Source organism: Pseudoxanthomonas sp. Soil82 (assembly GCF_040446535.1).
Taxonomy (GTDB): Bacteria; Pseudomonadota; Gammaproteobacteria; order Xanthomonadales; family Xanthomonadaceae; genus Pseudoxanthomonas; species Pseudoxanthomonas kaohsiungensis.
This window is the reverse complement of sequence record NZ_JBEAAK010000005.1, coordinates 374,007-390,552: the sequence shown is the minus strand read 5'-3', so window position 1 is coordinate 390,552 and position 16,546 is coordinate 374,007. Positions and strand designations below refer to the sequence as shown.

The 16,546-nt window shown below is 69.7% G+C and carries 14 protein-coding genes; 6 read left to right on the top strand and 8 right to left on the bottom strand.

Annotation, left to right across the window (positions count from 1 at the left end; translation table 11 throughout):
• Positions 1-35: 35 nt before the first annotated feature.
• Positions 36-1,337 (bottom strand): MFS transporter, encoded by a 1,302-nt coding sequence (locus ABKA19_RS15500; protein ID WP_353689660.1) that lies wholly within the window; start codon positions 1,335-1,337, stop codon positions 36-38.
• Positions 1,338-1,722: 385 nt separating this feature from the next.
• Between ABKA19_RS15500 and ABKA19_RS15495 the strand changes: the two genes are divergently transcribed.
• The 5 genes from ABKA19_RS15495 to ABKA19_RS15475 all read left to right on the top strand — a co-directional run bounded on the left by ABKA19_RS15495 (position 1,723) and on the right by ABKA19_RS15475 (position 9,330).
• Positions 1,723-4,647, top strand: coding sequence for a TonB-dependent receptor (locus ABKA19_RS15495; protein ID WP_353689659.1), 2,925 nt, complete (start codon positions 1,723-1,725; stop codon positions 4,645-4,647).
• Positions 4,648-4,779: 132 nt separating this feature from the next.
• Positions 4,780-6,264, top strand: a complete 1,485-nt coding sequence (locus ABKA19_RS15490; RefSeq protein WP_353689658.1) for an MFS transporter — start codon at positions 4,780-4,782, stop codon at positions 6,262-6,264.
• Positions 6,265-6,287: 23 nt separating this feature from the next.
• Entirely contained in the window at positions 6,288-7,322 is a 1,035-nt protein-coding gene (locus tag ABKA19_RS15485) for a glycoside hydrolase family 43 protein (protein ID WP_353689657.1), read from the top strand.
• Positions 7,312-8,157: an aldose 1-epimerase gene (locus ABKA19_RS15480; protein ID WP_353689656.1), complete on the top strand. Its 846-nt coding sequence runs from the start codon at positions 7,312-7,314 to the stop codon at positions 8,155-8,157. Before ABKA19_RS15485 ends, ABKA19_RS15480 begins: the two co-directional genes overlap by 11 nt.
• 237 nt (positions 8,158-8,394) lie before the next feature.
• Positions 8,395-9,330 carry a formylglycine-generating enzyme family protein gene (locus ABKA19_RS15475; RefSeq protein ID WP_353689655.1) on the top strand — a complete coding sequence of 312 codons (936 nt, stop codon included), beginning with the start codon at positions 8,395-8,397 and terminating at the stop codon, positions 9,328-9,330.
• A 131-nt stretch (positions 9,331-9,461) separates the two neighbouring features.
• Here ABKA19_RS15475 and ABKA19_RS15470 read toward each other — a convergent pair whose 3' ends face one another.
• From ABKA19_RS15470 to nirK, 5 genes are all read right to left on the bottom strand, one after another.
• Positions 9,462-9,701 (bottom strand): hypothetical protein, encoded by a 240-nt coding sequence (locus tag ABKA19_RS15470; protein WP_162377922.1) that lies wholly within the window; start codon positions 9,699-9,701, stop codon positions 9,462-9,464.
• Between the two features lie 103 nt (positions 9,702-9,804).
• Entirely contained in the window at positions 9,805-10,260 is a 456-nt protein-coding gene (gene azu / locus ABKA19_RS15465) for an azurin (RefSeq protein WP_353689654.1), read from the bottom strand.
• A 57-nt stretch (positions 10,261-10,317) separates the two neighbouring features.
• Positions 10,318-10,923: an SCO family protein gene (locus ABKA19_RS15460; RefSeq protein WP_353689653.1), complete on the bottom strand. Its 606-nt coding sequence runs from the start codon at positions 10,921-10,923 to the stop codon at positions 10,318-10,320.
• Entirely contained in the window at positions 10,920-11,699 is a 780-nt protein-coding gene (locus tag ABKA19_RS15455; protein WP_353689652.1) for a formylglycine-generating enzyme family protein, read from the bottom strand. Before ABKA19_RS15455 ends, ABKA19_RS15460 begins: the two co-directional genes overlap by 4 nt.
• 19 nt (positions 11,700-11,718) lie before the next feature.
• Positions 11,719-12,783: a copper-containing nitrite reductase gene (gene nirK, locus ABKA19_RS15450; protein WP_162377918.1), complete on the bottom strand. Its 1,065-nt coding sequence runs from the start codon at positions 12,781-12,783 to the stop codon at positions 11,719-11,721.
• A gap of 211 nt (positions 12,784-12,994) precedes the next feature.
• On the opposite strand from nirK, the gene ABKA19_RS15445 reads away from it, so the two are divergent.
• On the top strand, positions 12,995-15,052 hold the full coding sequence (locus ABKA19_RS15445; protein ID WP_353689651.1) for a TonB-dependent copper receptor: 2,058 nt from the start codon (positions 12,995-12,997) through the stop codon (positions 15,050-15,052).
• Here ABKA19_RS15445 and ABKA19_RS15440 read toward each other — a convergent pair.
• The gene (locus ABKA19_RS15440) at positions 15,042-16,274 is read right to left on the bottom strand and encodes a hypothetical protein (RefSeq protein ID WP_353689650.1); all 1,233 of its coding nucleotides are present in this window, start codon (positions 16,272-16,274) and stop codon (positions 15,042-15,044) included. The genes ABKA19_RS15445 and ABKA19_RS15440 overlap by 11 nt on opposite strands.
• Complete coding sequence (locus tag ABKA19_RS15435) at positions 16,271-16,525, bottom strand: DUF2249 domain-containing protein (protein WP_353689649.1); 255 nt, start codon at positions 16,523-16,525, stop codon at positions 16,271-16,273. Before ABKA19_RS15435 ends, ABKA19_RS15440 begins: the two co-directional genes overlap by 4 nt.
• Between the last annotated feature and the right edge of the window lie 21 nt (positions 16,526-16,546).

Genomic DNA, 16,546 nt, shown 5'->3' with positions numbered 1-16,546 from the left:
TTCGCGGTCACGCCATGGACGGGTTGGGCGCGGGCCTAGCCGCCGGGCGGCCGCGGCATGTCGAACGGCGCCGGTTCCAGCCGCGGCGCCAGCAGGTGCACGCACAGCAGCGCGACCAGGTAGGCCGAGCCGGCGATGAGGAAGACCGTGCCGTAGCTGCCGGTGGACTGCAGCTGGCTGCCGGTGAAGTACGACATGCCCATGCCGCCGAAGGCGCCGGCGAAACCGCCGATGCCCACCACCGAGGCCACCGTCTGCCGCGGGAACATGTCCGAAGGCAGGGTCAGCACATTGGCCGACCAGCCCTGGTGGCCGGCCATCGCCAGGCCGATCAGGCCCACCGCCAGCCACAGGTTGTCGACCTGGGTGACCAGGGTCACCGGCGCCACGCACAGTGCGCAGACCAGCATCGCGCCCTTGCGCGCGCGGTTGGCGCTCCAGCCCAGGCGCATGAAGCGCCCCGCGAGCCAGCCGCCGGCGATGGAGCCCACGTCGGCCATCAGGTAGACCACGATCATCGGCAGGCCGATCTTCGCCAGCGACAGCTCGTACTCGGACGCCAGGAACTTGCCCAGCCAGAACAGGAACAGCCACCACACCGGGTCGGTGATGAACTTCGCCGCGACGAACGCCCAGGCCTGGCGGTGGCGCAGCAGCTGCAGCCACGGCACCTTCACCGCCGGCTCGGGCGGATCGCTGCGGATGTGCGCCAGTTCGGCCGCCGACAGCTTCGGGTGCTGTTCCGGCGTGCGGTAGAACACCAGCCACGTCACCAGCCAGGCGGCGCTGAGCACGCCGGTGCACAGGAACGCCGCCTGCCAGCCCCACGCCGCCGCCACGACCGGAACCATCAGCGGCGCAACGATCGCGCCGATGTTGGAACCGGCATTGAAGATGCCGACGGCGAACGCGCGCTCGCGCCGCGGGAACCACTCGGCCACGGTCTTGATCGCCGCGGGGAAATTGCCGGCCTCGCCCAGGCCGAGCAGGAAGCGGGCGACGACGAAGCCGGCCACGCTGGCCGCCAGTGCATGGCCCATCGCCGCCAGCGACCACACGCTGATCGCCAGCGCATAGCCGATCCTCGTGCCGAAGCGGTCGATCAGCGCGCCGGCGCAGAGCAGGCCGATCGCATAGGCGCCCTGGAAGGCCATGACGATGTAGCCGTACTGGATCTCGCTCCAGCCGATCTCGTCCTGCAGGAACGGCGCCAGCACGCCCAGTACCTGGCGGTCGATGTAGTTGATCGTGGTCGCCGCCAGCAGCATCGCGCAGACGCGCCAGCGGTAGCGCCCGACCGGTCGCGCCGCCGCCCCGGCGACGGTTTCGACACTCATGCCGGCACGCCGGCGATGCGCCGGCCCAATCGCGCGTGATGCATGTCACGCCCCTCCCAGGGCGCGGCCCGGGGGCCGGTTCTGCTGATAGCGCTATCATTATCACAGCACGGCGCACATGCCCAATTCGCCTCCGTGGGCATGCGAACCGGCGGGAAACCGCTGAAAACATGGTGCATTGCATCATTCCGCGGCTGCGCCGGGCCGGGGCCGATGGCCATGTTGCTATGCAGCGTGCACGCCCAGGAGTGGTAGCGCTACCATCCGGCGACCGTCGGCAGGCTTGGCTCCGGACCGTGTCCACCGGTTCCTGCATCCACGTTACGACGCCTACCGTCCGCCACCCAGGCAGGCGGCACATCACCAGAAACGGGAGGGGAGTACGGTGCAGAAACTTCTGGCAAGAAGCGCGCTTTCGAGCGCAGTCGCCCTGGGCATCCTCGGCGTGTCCACTGCGGCAATGGCGCAGGAACAAGCCGCCACTCCCGCGCCGCCGGCCGAGGCAAATCCCGCCGACGAGGTCACGCAGCTCGACAGCGTGCAGGTCAGGGGGTTCCGCCAGAGCATCCAGTACTCGACCCAGGCCAAGCGGGATGCGACCGGCTTCACTGATTCGATCTTTGCCGAGGACATCGGCAAGTTCCCCGACCAGAACATCGCGGAGTCGCTGATGCGCGTGCCGGGCATCCAGCTGCAGCGCGACGTCAACGGCGAAGGCTTGAACGTGGCCATCCGCGGCCTCGGCAACAGCTTCACCAAGACCCTCATCAACGGGGGCGAGGTCGCAACCGCCTCGGTGGGCCTGATCGATGGCAATGGCAACCGCGAAGTCGACCTGAACCTGTTCCCGACCGAGTTCTTCAGTCAGCTCACGGTGAACAAGTCATCCAAGGCCAGCCTCCAGGAAGGTGGCATCGGCGGTGTGGTCGACATGCGCAGCGTGCGCCCGTTCGACAACCCCGGCACTCATGGTGTCTACAACCTGCAGTTCGACCGCAACGAGGTCGTCGACAAGATCTCGCCGCGCGGCTCGGTGTTCGGCAGCTGGACCAATGAGGAAGGCACCTTCGGCGTGCTCGGCGGCGCCTCGATTGTCCGCGGCAAGACCGGTGCCACCGGCTTCGAATCCATCGGCTGGACCAACCCGGGCCTGACCTGGCAGCAATGCGGCCTCACACCGCCGCCCGGCAGTGCGGCCAACAGCCAGGCGCCGGCGTGCAACGTATATGGCGGCGGCAACTGGAGCATTCCCAACACGGTGCCGGACCGGCCGTCGAACATTCGTGCCGGCCTGGTCCCTGGACAGACCATCGACCAGGCCTGGCTGCTGGCCAACAATCCCGGCCTGACCATTGAGCAGATCAGCGAGGCGCTGATCCCGCGGCTGGCGCGTCCGATGCACACCGCCGGCGACAGCGACCGGGACGCCTATGTCGCCTCGCTCGAGTGGCGACCGTCCGAGGCAGCGCACTACTACCTCGACCTGATGTACACGAAGAAGCACACGGTAAACAACCGCGTGGACATGAACCTGATCGGCCGTAGCGGCCAGCTGATCCCCATCGACATGACAATCGATGGTGGCGACCCGGGATCGGCGCCCACGGACCAGAACTGGGTGGTGCAGACGGCCACATTCGCCAACGCGCAATACTTCCTGGAGGCGCGTCCGTTCATCCAGGACGCGGACTACTGGCGGATCAACCCCGGTGCCACCTGGTGGATAGGCGACAGCGTGCGCGTCGACGCCCAGGCCAGCCACAGCCGCAGCGAGATGGATCGTTCGCTGCCGACCTTCTTCGTCAATTCGCCCTACACCAACGTCACCTACGATGGCACCGGCGACCTGCCGGTGATCACCAGCGAGCTCGACCTGAACGATCCCGCGGCTGGCTGGACCATCGCGGGGGGGCGTTTCAACACCGACTCCGAGAGGCGCGAGACCGAGACGACCAGCGGCCGGGTAGACTTCCAGTTTGGCGAGGACAGCCGCAACCTGCGCTTCGGCCTGGCCTACGACGAGGTATCCAGGCGCCTGGTCTCTTCCTCCAACCCTGACTACTTCGCACACGTCCAGGCGACGATCACCGACGCCGAGCTGGTGAACTACCTCGTTCCTGGCCCGTTCGGCTTCATCACCTTCGACTACGATGCGTTCAAGGACGCGACCGACTGGCACGAGTACGCCGCCCGGAATACGGATACGAACAACAACACCTCCACCGGCACGCCGTCCGGCGCCATCGCCGAGACCAACATCGGCGCGTACATCGAGGCCAATGGCGACTGGGACCTGTTCGGACGGAACCTGCGCTACAACGCCGGTGTCCGCTTCGTCGCGACCCAGCAGGACATCACCGGTCCGGTGACCATCGGCGGCGTGCGCCAGTACCAGACCCTGAGCGGCGACTACCGCCAGTCGCTGCCGTCGATGAACCTTGCCTGGGACGTGGCCGACGACTGGGTGGTGCGCTTTGCCGCGTCGCGGACCATGACGCGGCCGAACCCGAGTTCGATGCTGCCGGCCACCAGCTTCACCGATCCGTCGGCGACCCAGGCCAGCCAGGGCAACCCGGACCTCAAGCCCTACCTGTCCGACAACCTGGACCTGGGTGCGGAGTGGTATACCGGCGACGAAGGCATGGTCGGTCTCACCCTGTTCCAGAAGGAAGTGGAGGGTTACACCTACCAGGGCACCCGGACCATCCCGTTCCTCCAGCTGGGCGTTCCCTACGACGACCTGGGCGACACCCAGCAGGCGGCGATCGACCTGCGTGGTGGCCCCAACGCGGCGACCGTCAACGTCACCCAGCAGGTCAACGCGGACGCGACGCTGCGTATCCGCGGGTGGGAAGCTATCTGGGTGCAGCCGCTGGACTTCGTCTTTGACGGCCTGGGTTTCATGGCCAACTACAGTGACATCGACCTGAGCACCCATGGCCGGCAGGCCACCGCGCTCGCCGGCAACCTCTACGGCATCGCGCCGGTGATGTGGAACACCACGCTCTACTGGGAAAACGACGTCGCTTCCATCCGCGTCTCCTACAACCACACCGATGCTTTCCCGACCAGCGGTTTGAACGAGAATGGCGTCACCTACGCCCGACGCTACTTCTACGACAAGGACCAGCTCGACCTGTCGGCCAGCTACACTTTCAACTCCCTGCCGACCCGGCCGCAGCTCACCCTCAACATCCAGAACCTGACCGAGGAGCAGTCGCGCGGCCAGTACTTCGCGTTCGAGAACGCACCGTACGAGTACTACGAGCCGGGTCGCACGGTGATGCTCGGCGTGCGGGGATCTTGGTAAGGCTCGATCCGCCGGCATCCTTTCGATGAATCATTCCCGCCCCCCTGCGCCTGGCGCCGGGGGGCGGGTAGCGCTCGGGGAACCGGAGCCGGCCTTCGCCGACCCCTATCCGACAGACAGCAACGAGGCAACATGAGTACCCAGCAGGAAACCCTCAGCGTCACCGAAAAGGTTGGCTACAGCCTGGGCGACCTCGCCGCCAACCTGATCTTCCAGACGCTGATCACCTTCCTGGCGTTCTTCTACACCGATGTGTTCGGCATCCCCGCGGGCACCGCGGCGACGATCATCTTCGTGGTCGGCCTGCTCGGCGCCTTCGCCTTCACTCCGCTGGTGGCGGTGCTGGCCGACCGCACTGAGAGCCGCTGGGGCAAGTTCAGGCCGTGGGTGCTGTGGACGGCGGTGCCGTTCGGCGCACTGTCGCTGCTGGCCTTCAGCACGCCCGACCTCGGCCCGCAGGGCAAGGTCTTCTACGCGGCCGCGACCTACACCCTGCTGGTGCTGGTCTACGCGGCCAACAACCTCCCGTATGCGGCGCTCAGCGGCGTGCTTACCGGCAACATGGGCCAGCGCAACAGCCTGTCGGCGTACCGCTTCGTGGCGGTGATGATCGCGCAGCTGGTGGTGCAGTCGCTGCTGCTGCCGCTGGTGCTGATCCTCGGTGGCGGCGACAAGGTGCAGGGCTTCCACAACGCGATGATGCTGTTCGCGATCGTCGGTACCGTGTTCCTCCTGATCACCTTCGCCACCACCCGCGAGCGCGTGGTACCGGCTCCGGAGCAGAAGTCCAGCATCCGCCAGGACCTGGCCGACCTCGCCACCAACCGGCCGTGGCTGGTGATGCTGGTGCTGACCATCCTGGTGTTCACCAACCTGGCGCTGAAGGGTGGCACCTACGTCTACTACTTTGAGTACTACCTCGACGAGGCGGCGCTGGCCGCGTTCCTGCAGTGGGTCGGCTTCAACGGCTTCATCGACGGGCTCAACGCGCTGCTCACCGGCATCGGCCTGACCGAGTTCCAGTGGCCGGAAGACGCGGCGACCTCCGCCTTCAGCCTGTTCAACGCAGGCGGCATCATCTTCATGATCGTCGGCATCGGCTTCTCCAAGAAGCTCGCCGACCGCTTCGGCAAGCGCGACGTGTTCGGCATCGCGCTGTTCGTCTCCACGCTGTTCCTGCTCGGCTTCTACTTCTACCCACCGGATGCGATCGGCGTGGTGTTCCTGTCGCAGGTGCTGCACGGCTTCTTCTACGGCATCACCATCCCGCTGCTGTGGGCGATGATCGCGGACGTGGCCGACTACTCGGAGTGGAAGAACCACCGCCGGGCCACGGCGATCATTTTCTCGGCCATGCTGTGCGGCCTGAAGCTGGGCCTGAGCATCGGCGGCGCGCTGGTCGCGGGGATCCTGGCCCACTACGCGTACCAGGCGGGTGCGCCCACCCAGCCGCAGCAGGCCGTCGACGGCATCCGCCTGGCGGTGAGCGTCTACGCCTCGCTGCCGTTCCTGGCCTGCGTGGCGCTGCTGTTCTTCTACGAGATCAACAAGCCCATGGAGTCGCGCATCGAGCGCGAGCTGGCCCAGCGCCGGGCCGCGTCCGGAGCGCCGGCATGAACACACGAGGAGCCGAAACGGCAATGGCAGACCAACCCTCAAACGAAACGCCCGCGCTGGACGAGGACCTGAAGGACCTCGCCGCCCGCGCCATCTCCCAGCCGCTGGTCACGCACATCTACACCGCCGATCCATCGGCGCACGTGTTCGAGGGCAAGCTGTACGTCTACTGCTCGCACGACATCGAGGGCGGGGTGGCGTTCAACGACGACGGCGCGCACTTCTGCATGGAGGACTACCACGTCCTGTCGATGGACTCGCCCGACGGCCCGGCCACCGATTGCGGGCTGGCGCTGCACGTGAGCGAGGTGCCCTGGGCCGAGCGGCAGATGTGGGCGCCGGATGCCGCCTGCCGCGATGGCCGCTACTACCTGTACTTCCCCGCCAAGACCGCCGAGGGCCTGTTCCGGATCGGCGTGGCGGTCGGCGAGCGCCCGGCCGGGCCGTTCACGCCCCAGCCCCGGCCCATCGATGGCACCTACTCGATCGATCCCTCGGTGTTCGCCGACGACGACGGCGAGCACTACCTGCTGTTCGGCGGCATCTGGGGCGGCCAGCTGCAGAAGTACCGCGACAATGCCTACGACGCCGGCAACGAGGAGCCGGGCGACGGCGAGCCGGCGCTTGGTCCGCGCATCGCCCGCCTGCGCGCGGACATGCTGGAGCTGGACGAGCCCACCCGCGAAGTGCAGATCCTCGACGAGCAGGGCCGGCCCCTGCGCGCGGACGACCACAACCGCCGCTACTTCGAAGGGCCCTGGCTGCACAAGTACGAGGGCCGTTACTACCTGTCGTACTCCACCGGCAACACCCACCTGCTGTGCTACGCGGTCGGCGACAACCCGTATGGCCCGTTCACCTACCAGGGCCAGGTGCTGCGCCCGGTGGTGGGCTGGACCACGCACCATTCGATCTGCGAGTACGAGGGCCGCTGGTACCTGTTCTACCACGACTCCCTGCTGTCGGGCGGCGTCACCCACCTGCGCTCGGTGAAGATGGTCGAGCTGCAGCACGATGCGGAAGGACGCATCGTCCCGATCAATCCCTATGGTGTCTGACGAAGGCGGCGACGGGTCGGCCGAGGCAGGCGATCCCGAAGCACCGCTCGCCCCCGGGCCGTTGCTGCGGATCGGCAGCGGCGAGCTCCAGCTGGAAATCGCCCCGCAGGCCGGCGGGCGCATCGCGCAGATCCGCTACCAGGGCGTGGAGCAACTGGTGGGTCCCGACGACGGCTTCCCGGCCGCCATCGCCTGGGGCAGCTATCCGATGCTGCCGTGGGCCGGACGCATCCGCGACGGCCGCTTCGAGTTCGCCGGCCGGCAATGGCAGTTGCCGGCCAACCTCGGCGGGCACGCGATCCACGGCGTGTCGATGTGGCTGCCCTGGCAGGTCGATGCGCACGCTGCCGACCGCATCGAGCTGTCGCTGGCGTTGCCGCGGGACCGCCGCTGGCCGTTCGGTGGCAGCGCGCTGCAGCGGATCGAGGTCGGCCCGCGCACGCTGGCGATGACATTGTCGGTGGGCGCCGGCGACCAGCCCATGCCGGTCGCCTTCGGCTGGCATCCGTGGCTGCGCAAGCCCGGGCGGATCGAGTTCCATCCCGCGGCGATCTATCCGCGGGACGGCCATGGCATCGCCACGATGCCGCCGGTCGCACCGACCCCCGGTCCCTGGGACGACTGCTTCGTCAACACGCAGGAAGTCATCGTCCATCGCCACGGCCAGCGCCTGCGGCTGAGGTCGGACTGCGACCACTGGGTGGTCTACGACGAGACCGCGCACAGCACCTGCATCGAACCGCAGACCGGGCCGGCCGACGCGTTCAACATCGCCCCGCGCGTGCTCGCGCCCGGGCAGTCTCTGCAGGCCTGGTTCCGGATGGAGTGGGACTGAAGGCGGGCACCGACGGGGTCACGTACCGGTCGCGCTCGTCCATGCGCCCAGGGCCTTCGCCATCGGCAACGTGCTGGCGGGGATGACCGGAGGAGCGGCCGCGGGCGATCACGTGCCCCTCCCGTGTGACCACCGGACCGCCCGGTGTTTCGCACGATCGCGGTCGGCCCGATGGCGACGGTGCATGCGCCGGTATACGCTGGCGGGCGTGGCCCGGACCGGGGCAGGGAGGCAGGCATGGCGTTGTCGCTGGACGGCATGGTGCGCATCGGGGGCGGGGCCTTCACCATGGGGTCGGACCACCACTACGCGGAGGAGAAGCCCGCGCACAGGGTGCGGGTGGATGCTTTCTGGATCGACCGCCATGTAGTGACGAACCGTGACTTCGCCCGCTTCGTCGATGCCACGGGCCACGTGACGCTGGCCGAGAAGCCGGCCGACCCGGCGGACTACCCCGGTGCCGATCCGGCACTGCTGGCCCCTTCTTCCGTCGTGCTGGTGCCGCCGCCGGGACGGGTCGACCTGGCCAACCACTACAACTGGTGGCAGTACGTCGCCGGCGCGGACTGGCGCCATCCGCGCGGGCCGGGCAGTTCGATCAAGGGCCACGAGGACCACCCGGTGGTGCACGTGGCCTACGAGGACGCGGCGGCTTACGCGCAATGGGTCGGCAAGGAACTGCCGAGCGAGGCCGAGTGGGAGTACGCCAGCAAGGGCGGCAACGACGGCACCGAGTTCGCCTGGGGCGACGAACTGGTTCCCGGCGGCCGCTACATGGCCAATACCTGGCAGGGGGAGTTTCCCTGGGAGAACCTGCGGCTGGACGGGTGGGAGTTCACCTCGCCGGTGGGCGCGTTCCCGGCCAATGGCTACGGCCTGCACGACATGATCGGCAACGTGTGGGAATGGACCAGCGACTGGTACCAGGAGCATGGCGCCATCGTGCGCAGCTGCTGCACCCGGGAGAATCCGCGCGGCGGCGACCGCGACGACAGCATCGATCCGCGCAGCCCCCAGGTACGCATCCCGCGCCGCGTCACCAAGGGCGGATCGCACGCCTGCGCGCCCAACTACTGCCGGCGCTACCGTCCTGCCGCGCGCATGGCGCAGCCGGTAGACACCTCCACCAGCCATGTCGGCTTCCGCTGCGTCGTCCGCGAGCGCAGGGACTGAGCCGCCGCTACCCGCGTTGCCGCCTCGCAGGCGCATCCGCGCAACGGCGTTGCCGGCCGGTACGCGGCAGGCATCCACGGCGGGAAAGTGATCTTCGCCGTTGCGCGCCTAGGCGGCGCGCAGCAGCCGCCTCAACCGCTGCAGCCACCGCAGCAGACCGAGGGGACGATTGCGATGTCGCCTTCCTGGACCGCGAGCCCGGTCGCGCGCAGGAGGGCGGCGACCTCGTCGCGGCCGGCGCAGGTGGAGATGCGCAGGTGGCCGGTGGCCGGGTCGCGATCCACCACGACGGCCGGGTCCGCCTCCAGCAAGCGCTGCTCGATGCGGGCTACGTCGACCTGGCGGCCTTGGAGGGGGATGTCGAGTTGCATGCGCGCGCTCCACGACGCCGCTTCCGTCGCAAGGCGGGCGGCGGGAAAAAAGGACCGTGCCGCCGTCGACCCGGCGGCACGGCGCAACCACCGGGGAGGTGGGTTACTTGGTGACGACCAGCTTGCCCTTCATCAGGGTGGAGTGGCCGGGGAAGCTGCAGAAGAAGCTGTAGTCGCCGCCGGCGGTGAGCGCCTTGCCGGGGAAGGTGACCTTGGTCTTCTCGCCGCCGCCGATGATCTTCGTGTGCGCGATCGCACGGGCATCGCCCGCGGGGAGGTAGTCCTTGGCGGCACCGGCCTTGATCCCGTCGCGCGCCAGTCCCGCCAGGTCGGCGGTCTTGGAGATGACGACGTTGTGGCCCATCGCGGTGGCCGGCAGCTTGCCGGTGTGGGTCAGCTCGATGGTGATGGTGGCGCAGCCGGCCGAAACGGTGGCTTCCTTGAGGTCGAACTTCATCGCGTCGTCGCCCTTGAGCGCGATGGTGCAGTTGCCCGCGGCGTGGGCCATGCCGGCGGCGCCGAGCAGGGCGAGGGCGAGGAGGGTGCGGGTGGCGTTCATGGGTACTCCTGTTGCGGTGTGGTGGGAGGATGGGTCGGGACGGCGCACGCGCCGTCGTCAGGGGGACGATGCCACGGCGAGGCGGACCTGCTCGACGAAGGCCGGGTCGGGCGCGATGCCCTCGACTTCCGAGCGGGCCAATTCTCGCCCCTGTGCATCGAGCAGGACCAGCACGCTGGTGTGGTTGATGCTGCCGTCCTCGCGGAAGCGGTAGCGCACGTCCAGCACGCTGGCAAGCGCGCGCACGTCGTCGATGGCCGGGCGCAGGAAGCGCCAGTCCTCGGGCACGCGATGGTCGCGGGCGACCCGCCCCAGCGCCGCAGGCGTGTCGCGCTGCGGATCCAGGCTGACCATCGCCACGCCGAGGCGCGCGCCGCTGGCCGCGGGCAACTGCTTCTGCACCGCCTTGGCGTTCTCGATGATCAGCGGACACATCAGGTGGCAGTTGGCATAGAACATCGACACCAGCTGCGGCCTGCCGGCCAGGTCCGACCATTGCAGCGGACGGCCGTGCGCGTCGACGGCGCGCGCGTCGAGCTGGTAGAGCGAGTCGCCCGGGAGGGCAGCGGCATCGCGGTCAGCCGCCTGCAGCGGGCAGGCAGCCAGCACGGATACAAGCGCCAGCGCCACCGGGACGGGCAGGCGCGGAAAGGACAGGGTCATGGCTGGCTCCTTGCACAGCGGAAACCGAGGTTGCCGAGGGTGTCGCGTGGTTGCAGCGCCGACAGCAGCACGAAGCGCTTGACCACGCCGTAGTCGCCCGGGTCGCTGAAGGCCAGCGCGGTGGCGCCGCAGTAGCGCAGGCTGTCGCCGTCGTCCTGGCCGCGGCGATCGCCTTCACCGAGCAGGGAGGCGAAGTCCGCGCTCCATTCCCAGTACGCGCCGTGCAGGCCGCGCACGCCATAGGCATTGGCCGGCGCATCGGCCTGCGCATCCATCGCCCTGGGCGTGCCGTCGTCGACCTGGCGCATGCGCCAGCCGCGGTCGCCGCGTGCGTCGCGGCGCGCCGGTCCGGCGGCCGCGGCGTACTCCCACTCCAGGAAGGTGGGCAGGCGCGCACCCTGTTCGCGGCAGTACGCGTCGGCGGCGTACCAGGTGACATGGACCACCGGCGCATGCGGGTCGATGGCGGCGCCGGGCACGTCGGCCTGGGCCCAGTGGCCCAGGTAGGCCGGGCTGGAGAACAGCGACGGCGCGTGGTCGCGCCGCCAGCGCGGCTGGCGGGCGAGGAAGGCGGCGAACTGGGCATTGCTCACCGGCCGTTCCATCAGGGCGTAGGACGCCACCGGCAGCGTGCCGGCCGTTTCCTCGAAGCGTACCGATGAACGGAAGCTTCCACCCGGGATCGCCCGCCAGGCGATCCCTTCGTCGTGCCTCGGCCCGGCGGCGGCGAGGGCCGGGGCCAGGGCCAGCAGCAACAGGGGCGGTTTCCAGTCCATCGCTTCTTCCCGGGGCCTCTTACTTGCTGCCCTGCGGCGTGCCTTCGGGGTACTCGATGTCGTGCTGCTGCCCGGTGTAGATCGCCGGGTTCTTCTCGCCGTCGACCTTGAGGATGCCCAGCGCGCCCTTGTGGAAGGCGCGGAAGATGCTGTGGTCGACCAGCACGAAGTTGCCGGGCACGTCGGCCTTGAACTCCACCACCGCCGAGCCGCCGGCGGGGATCAGCGTGGTCTGCACGTTCTCCTGGTACTTGGTGCCGCCCTCGACGTAGACCTTGTCGAAGATCTCGCCGATGACATGGAAGCTCGACACCAGGTTCGGGCCGCCGTTGCCGACGAACATGCGGATCTTCTCGCCCGCCTTCGCGGTCAGGGCGTTGTCGCCGGTCAGCGCGCCGACCGAGCCGTTGAAGACCACGTAGTCCGGGTGCTCGGCGATGCCCTTCTCCAGGCTGAAGGGTTGCAGCCCCGGCTCGCCGTGGGCGCCTTCGGTGTAGAAGTCGCCCTGCATGACGTAGAACTCCTGGTCCACCGGTTCCAGTCCTTCCTCCGGCTCGACCAGGATCAGGCCGTACATGCCGTTGGCCACGTGCATGGCCACCGGGGCCATGGCGCAGTGGTACACGTACAGGCCGGGGTTGAGGGCCTTGAACGTGAACTGCGTTTCCTTGCCGGGCAGGGTGAAGGTGGCTTCGGCGCCACCGCCCTGGCCGGTGACCGCGTGCAGGTCGATGTTGTGCGACATGTGCGAGCTGTGGTGGTTCTTCAGCTTGAACTCGACCGTGTCGCCTTCGCGCACGCGGATGAAGCTGCCCGGCACCGTGCCGCCGAAGGTCCAGAAGTTGTAGGTCACGCCGTCGGCCAGGGGCATGTCCTTCTCGACCATCTCCAGGTCGACGACGACCTTGGCCGGCGTCTTGCGCGTGATCGGCGCCGGCACGTGCGGCGGGGCGGTCAACACCGCCTGGATGGTTTCCAGCGGTGCGCCGGCGGCGGGCCCGGCGGCGCCGGCGTGGCCGGCGAGCGTGGCAGCGATCGCGCCGGCGAGGGCGCAGGCGAGCAGGGGATGGTGGCGGGTCTTCATGGTCTTCTCTCTTCGGTCGTTGTTCACGGCACGAAGGTTGGGGCCAGGGCGGCGCCCATTCATTGATCTGCATCAAGCCGGCGCAGGCGCCGGCGTTCCGGTTGACGCAGGTCAAGCGAACGGCGGAGTGGACGTTTTGTCCAATGGCGGCGCGCAGGCACGGGCCCAGAATCGCAACCGACAAAACGGACCGATCGGGAAGGAACGACCCATGAAGCGCGCACTGCTTGCCGCGGCCCTCGCCGCCGCGGCCACCCCGGGACCGGCATCGGCCGCGCCGGACCATGCCCATCCCGCGCAGGACGCCGCGGTCGCCACGCTCGACGGCGTGGTGGTGCTGGGCGTGGCGCCGATCGCCGCCAGCACCTTCGTCACCGATCCCAGGCTGCCACGGCAACCGGTGCCGGCCAGCGACGGCGCCGACTACCTGAAGACCATCCCCGGGTTCTCGACCCTGCGCAGCGGCGGCACCAATGGCGATCCGGTGCTGCGCGGCATGTTCGGCTCGCGCATCGCGCTGCTGACCAACGATGGCGCGCTCAGCGGCGCCTGCCCCTCGCGGATGGACAATGCGATGTCCTACATCGCGCCGGAGACCTATGACCGGCTGACCGTGGTCAAGGGTCCGCAGACGGTGCTGTGGGGCGGCGGCGCTTCGGCCGGCACGGTGCGGTTCGAGCGCGAGATCCCGTACTTCGACCGCCCCGGCGTGCGCGCGCAGGGCAGCCTGCTCGCCGGCAGCCGCAACCGCAACGACCAGGTCGCCGACATCAGCGCCGGCACTACCGCCGGCTACGCGCGGCTGTCGGCCAACCGTTCGGAGGCCGACGACTACCGCGACGGCAACGGTGACGAGGTGCCGTCGGCATGGCGCAAGTGGAACGCGGACGCGGCGCTGGGCTGGACGCCCGACCCGGACAGCGTGCTGGAACTGTCCGCCGGCACCGGCGATGCGCAGGCGCGCTACGCCGGCCGCGGCATGGACGGCGCGCGCTTCCGCCGCGACGGCGTCGGCCTGCGCTTCGAGAAGAAGCACATCGGCGGCGTGCTCGACGCGGTGGCGGCCAACGTCTACCGCAACGAGGTCGACCACGTCATGGACAACTACAGCCTGCGCGATCCCGACCCGGGCAGCAGCATGCCGATGCCGATGGCCAGCAATGTCGGCGACACCACGCAGGGCGGGCGCGCGGCGCTGACCTGGCAGCGCGACCGCTGGGAAGTGACCGCCGGCGTCGACGGACGGCAGAGCGAGCACCGCAAGCGCAGCGCGACGGGTCGCGGTACGTACCTGGCGCAGCCGTGGACCGACGACGCGGGTTTCCGCACGCTGGGCGCGTTCGCCGAGTCGCACTGGCACCTCAGCGACGTGCACCACCTCATGTCGGGCCTGCGCATCGACCGTACCCGGGTCGAGGACCTGCGCGCCACCACGGGCAACGGGATGATGCCGATGCCCAACCCCACCGCCGGCCAGCGCCGCGGCGACACGCTGCCCGGCGGATTCATCCGCTACGAGCACGGCATGGACACGGCGGCCGGCTGGTACGCCGGCATCGGCCATGCCGAGCGCATGCCCGACTACTGGGAGCTGTTCTCGCCCACCAGCGGCCCGGCGGGCGCGCCGAACGCGTTCGCCGGCGTGCAGCCCGAGCGCACCACCCAGCTCGACGCAGGACTGCAGTGGCGCCGGGGCGGTGTCGAGGCGTGGCTGACGGCCTACGCCGGCCGCATCGACGATTACATCGTGTTCGACTACCTGGGTGGCGGCATGATGGGTTCGACCACGCGCGCGCGGAACCTCGACGCCGACATCGCCGGCGGCGAGGCCGGCGTGGACTGGAAGCCGCGCGACGGGCTGAAGCTGTCCGGCGTCCTGGCCTATGCGTGGGGCGAAACCGGCGAAGGCCCGCTGCCGCAGATGCCGCCGCTGGAAGCGCGGCTGTCGGCCAGCGGCGAGCGTGCGGCATGGTCGTGGGGCGCGCTGCTGCGCATCGCCGCCGCGCAGGAGCGGGTCAAGACCGACCAGGGCAATGTCGTGGGCCGCGACCTCGGCCCGAGCGCCGGCTTCGCGGTGTTCTCGATCAATGGCAGGTACCGTTTCGACGAGCGGCTGCAGCTGGCCGCCGGCATCGACAACCTGTTCGACCGCGCCTACAGCGAGCACCTGAACCTGGCCGGCAACAGCGCCTTCGGTTACCCCGCCGACCCGGAGCGGATCAACGAGCCGGGACGCACCGCCTGGGTCAAGCTCAACTTCAGCTACTGAGCGGCGTCCGCCAGCAGCGCCATGCGCCGCGCAGCGTTGCCGCGTAGGCCCAGGCCATCGCAATGCCAGCCGCGCCGGCGATCGTCGGCCGGGCCACCGCGGCGACCGTCGCCAGCGACGCCAGCACGTGCAACGTCCAGACCCGGCGCTTGTCCGGTCCGGGGAACAGGCTGCCGACGCCGGGGATCCGCGTTCCGCGCGGCACCTGCTGGCGTAGCCGGATCCAGGCCAGGAACGCCACGATCTCCAGCAGCATCCCTACCACCAGCAGGGGCAGCGCCACGGCGAGCACCAGCGCCGCCACCGCCAGCGTGCGGTCGAACGCGAGCGGTTCCGGCCAGGCGGCGATAGCAACTGCGAACAGCAGGGCGATGCAGCCGCTGGCCCAGAAGCGCCGCAGGACCGGGCCGCGGTGGTGCGGCGCCCGCCATTGCCGCCACCACGCGGCCAATGCCAGGGGCGCCAGCGGCAGCGCGACCACGCGCCACGCCGGGGCGGGCACGGCGCCGGCGGCGGCTGCGGCGGCGACCACCAGCGCGGTGGCCAGCAGCGCCCAGGCGATCGCGACCTGCCGTGTCGTCCATGCCGCGGTGCCCTGCAGCATGGGCATCGCGGTCGCGCCCACCGCCACCAGCAAGCCGAGCATCCAGCCACCGATGCCGGTGGCCGCGTGCAGGTCGACCAGCGGCCAGGCCAGTGGACCGAGCCAGCCGTGGCGCGCGGCGAGCAGGCGCAGGCCCATCGCCATCGTCGCCAGCAGGGCCAGCAGCGCGGCGGCGATGCCCGCGCGCGTCGCGAAGGGGCCGCTGCCGCGTGCCAACCCGGCCAGCGCCAGGGTGGCGAATGCGCACAGCGATCCACCCAGCAAGACTGCCGCCAGCGATGCCGGCACCGCCGTGCCGGGGACCAGCGCGGGCAGCAGCGCGGCGATGCCGGCGTTGAACGCCAGGTGCAGCGCCGGCACGGCGCGCCGTCCCGGCATCGGGCTTCCCGCCGCCACCGGCAGGAACTGGACCAGGCTGCCGAGCATCGCGTTGCCCAGCACGCCCAGTGCGAGGACGTGGACCAGCACCAGCGTGGCCGGCGTCCAGCGCGAGGCCATGATTTCCGCGCCATGCAGCGCGAGCCACGCGCCGGCGACCACGCCCCAGGCCGGCGCCGCCAGCAGGAAGCGAAGCGGCAGCGATGGCGGCGGCGCCTGGCCGAAGGCCAGGCCGGTCATCGGCCGTCGGCGCGGTCCAGCAGGTGCGCTTCCTGGCCGCGGCAGATGGTCACCATCGCGCCGCCCTGCTCGAGGTCGAGCACGCGCCACGCGTAGCCGTCGGCTTCGAGTATCGGCAACAACGGCAGGGGACGCATGGGGGTCAGCGCCACCAGCCGCCAGCCGTCCGGGAGGATCGGCAGTGCCTGGAGGATGCGCTCCATCGGTTCGGGTGGCGGCCTGTCGCGCAGGTCCAGGTGCAGCACGCTCATGCGAAGGCTCCAGCGCGGGTG

Coding starts and splice junctions, on each gene's coding strand:
- ABKA19_RS15500 (WP_353689660.1), bottom strand. CDS start 1,337: ATGAGTGTCGAAACCGTCGCCGGGGCGGCGGCGCGACCGGTCGGGCGC.
- ABKA19_RS15490 (WP_353689658.1), top strand. CDS start 4,780: ATGAGTACCCAGCAGGAAACCCTCAGCGTCACCGAAAAGGTTGGCTAC.
- ABKA19_RS15485 (WP_353689657.1), top strand. CDS start 6,288: ATGGCAGACCAACCCTCAAACGAAACGCCCGCGCTGGACGAGGACCTG.
- ABKA19_RS15480 (WP_353689656.1), top strand. CDS start 7,312: ATGGTGTCTGACGAAGGCGGCGACGGGTCGGCCGAGGCAGGCGATCCC.
- ABKA19_RS15475 (WP_353689655.1), top strand. CDS start 8,395: ATGGCGTTGTCGCTGGACGGCATGGTGCGCATCGGGGGCGGGGCCTTC.
- ABKA19_RS15470 (WP_162377922.1), bottom strand. CDS start 9,701: ATGCAACTCGACATCCCCCTCCAAGGCCGCCAGGTCGACGTAGCCCGC.
- azu (WP_353689654.1), bottom strand. CDS start 10,260: ATGAACGCCACCCGCACCCTCCTCGCCCTCGCCCTGCTCGGCGCCGCC.
- ABKA19_RS15460 (WP_353689653.1), bottom strand. CDS start 10,923: ATGACCCTGTCCTTTCCGCGCCTGCCCGTCCCGGTGGCGCTGGCGCTT.
- ABKA19_RS15455 (WP_353689652.1), bottom strand. CDS start 11,699: ATGGACTGGAAACCGCCCCTGTTGCTGCTGGCCCTGGCCCCGGCCCTC.
- nirK (WP_162377918.1), bottom strand. CDS start 12,783: ATGAAGACCCGCCACCATCCCCTGCTCGCCTGCGCCCTCGCCGGCGCG.
- ABKA19_RS15445 (WP_353689651.1), top strand. CDS start 12,995: ATGAAGCGCGCACTGCTTGCCGCGGCCCTCGCCGCCGCGGCCACCCCG.
- ABKA19_RS15440 (WP_353689650.1), bottom strand. CDS start 16,274: ATGACCGGCCTGGCCTTCGGCCAGGCGCCGCCGCCATCGCTGCCGCTT.
- ABKA19_RS15435 (WP_353689649.1), bottom strand. CDS start 16,525: ATGAGCGTGCTGCACCTGGACCTGCGCGACAGGCCGCCACCCGAACCG.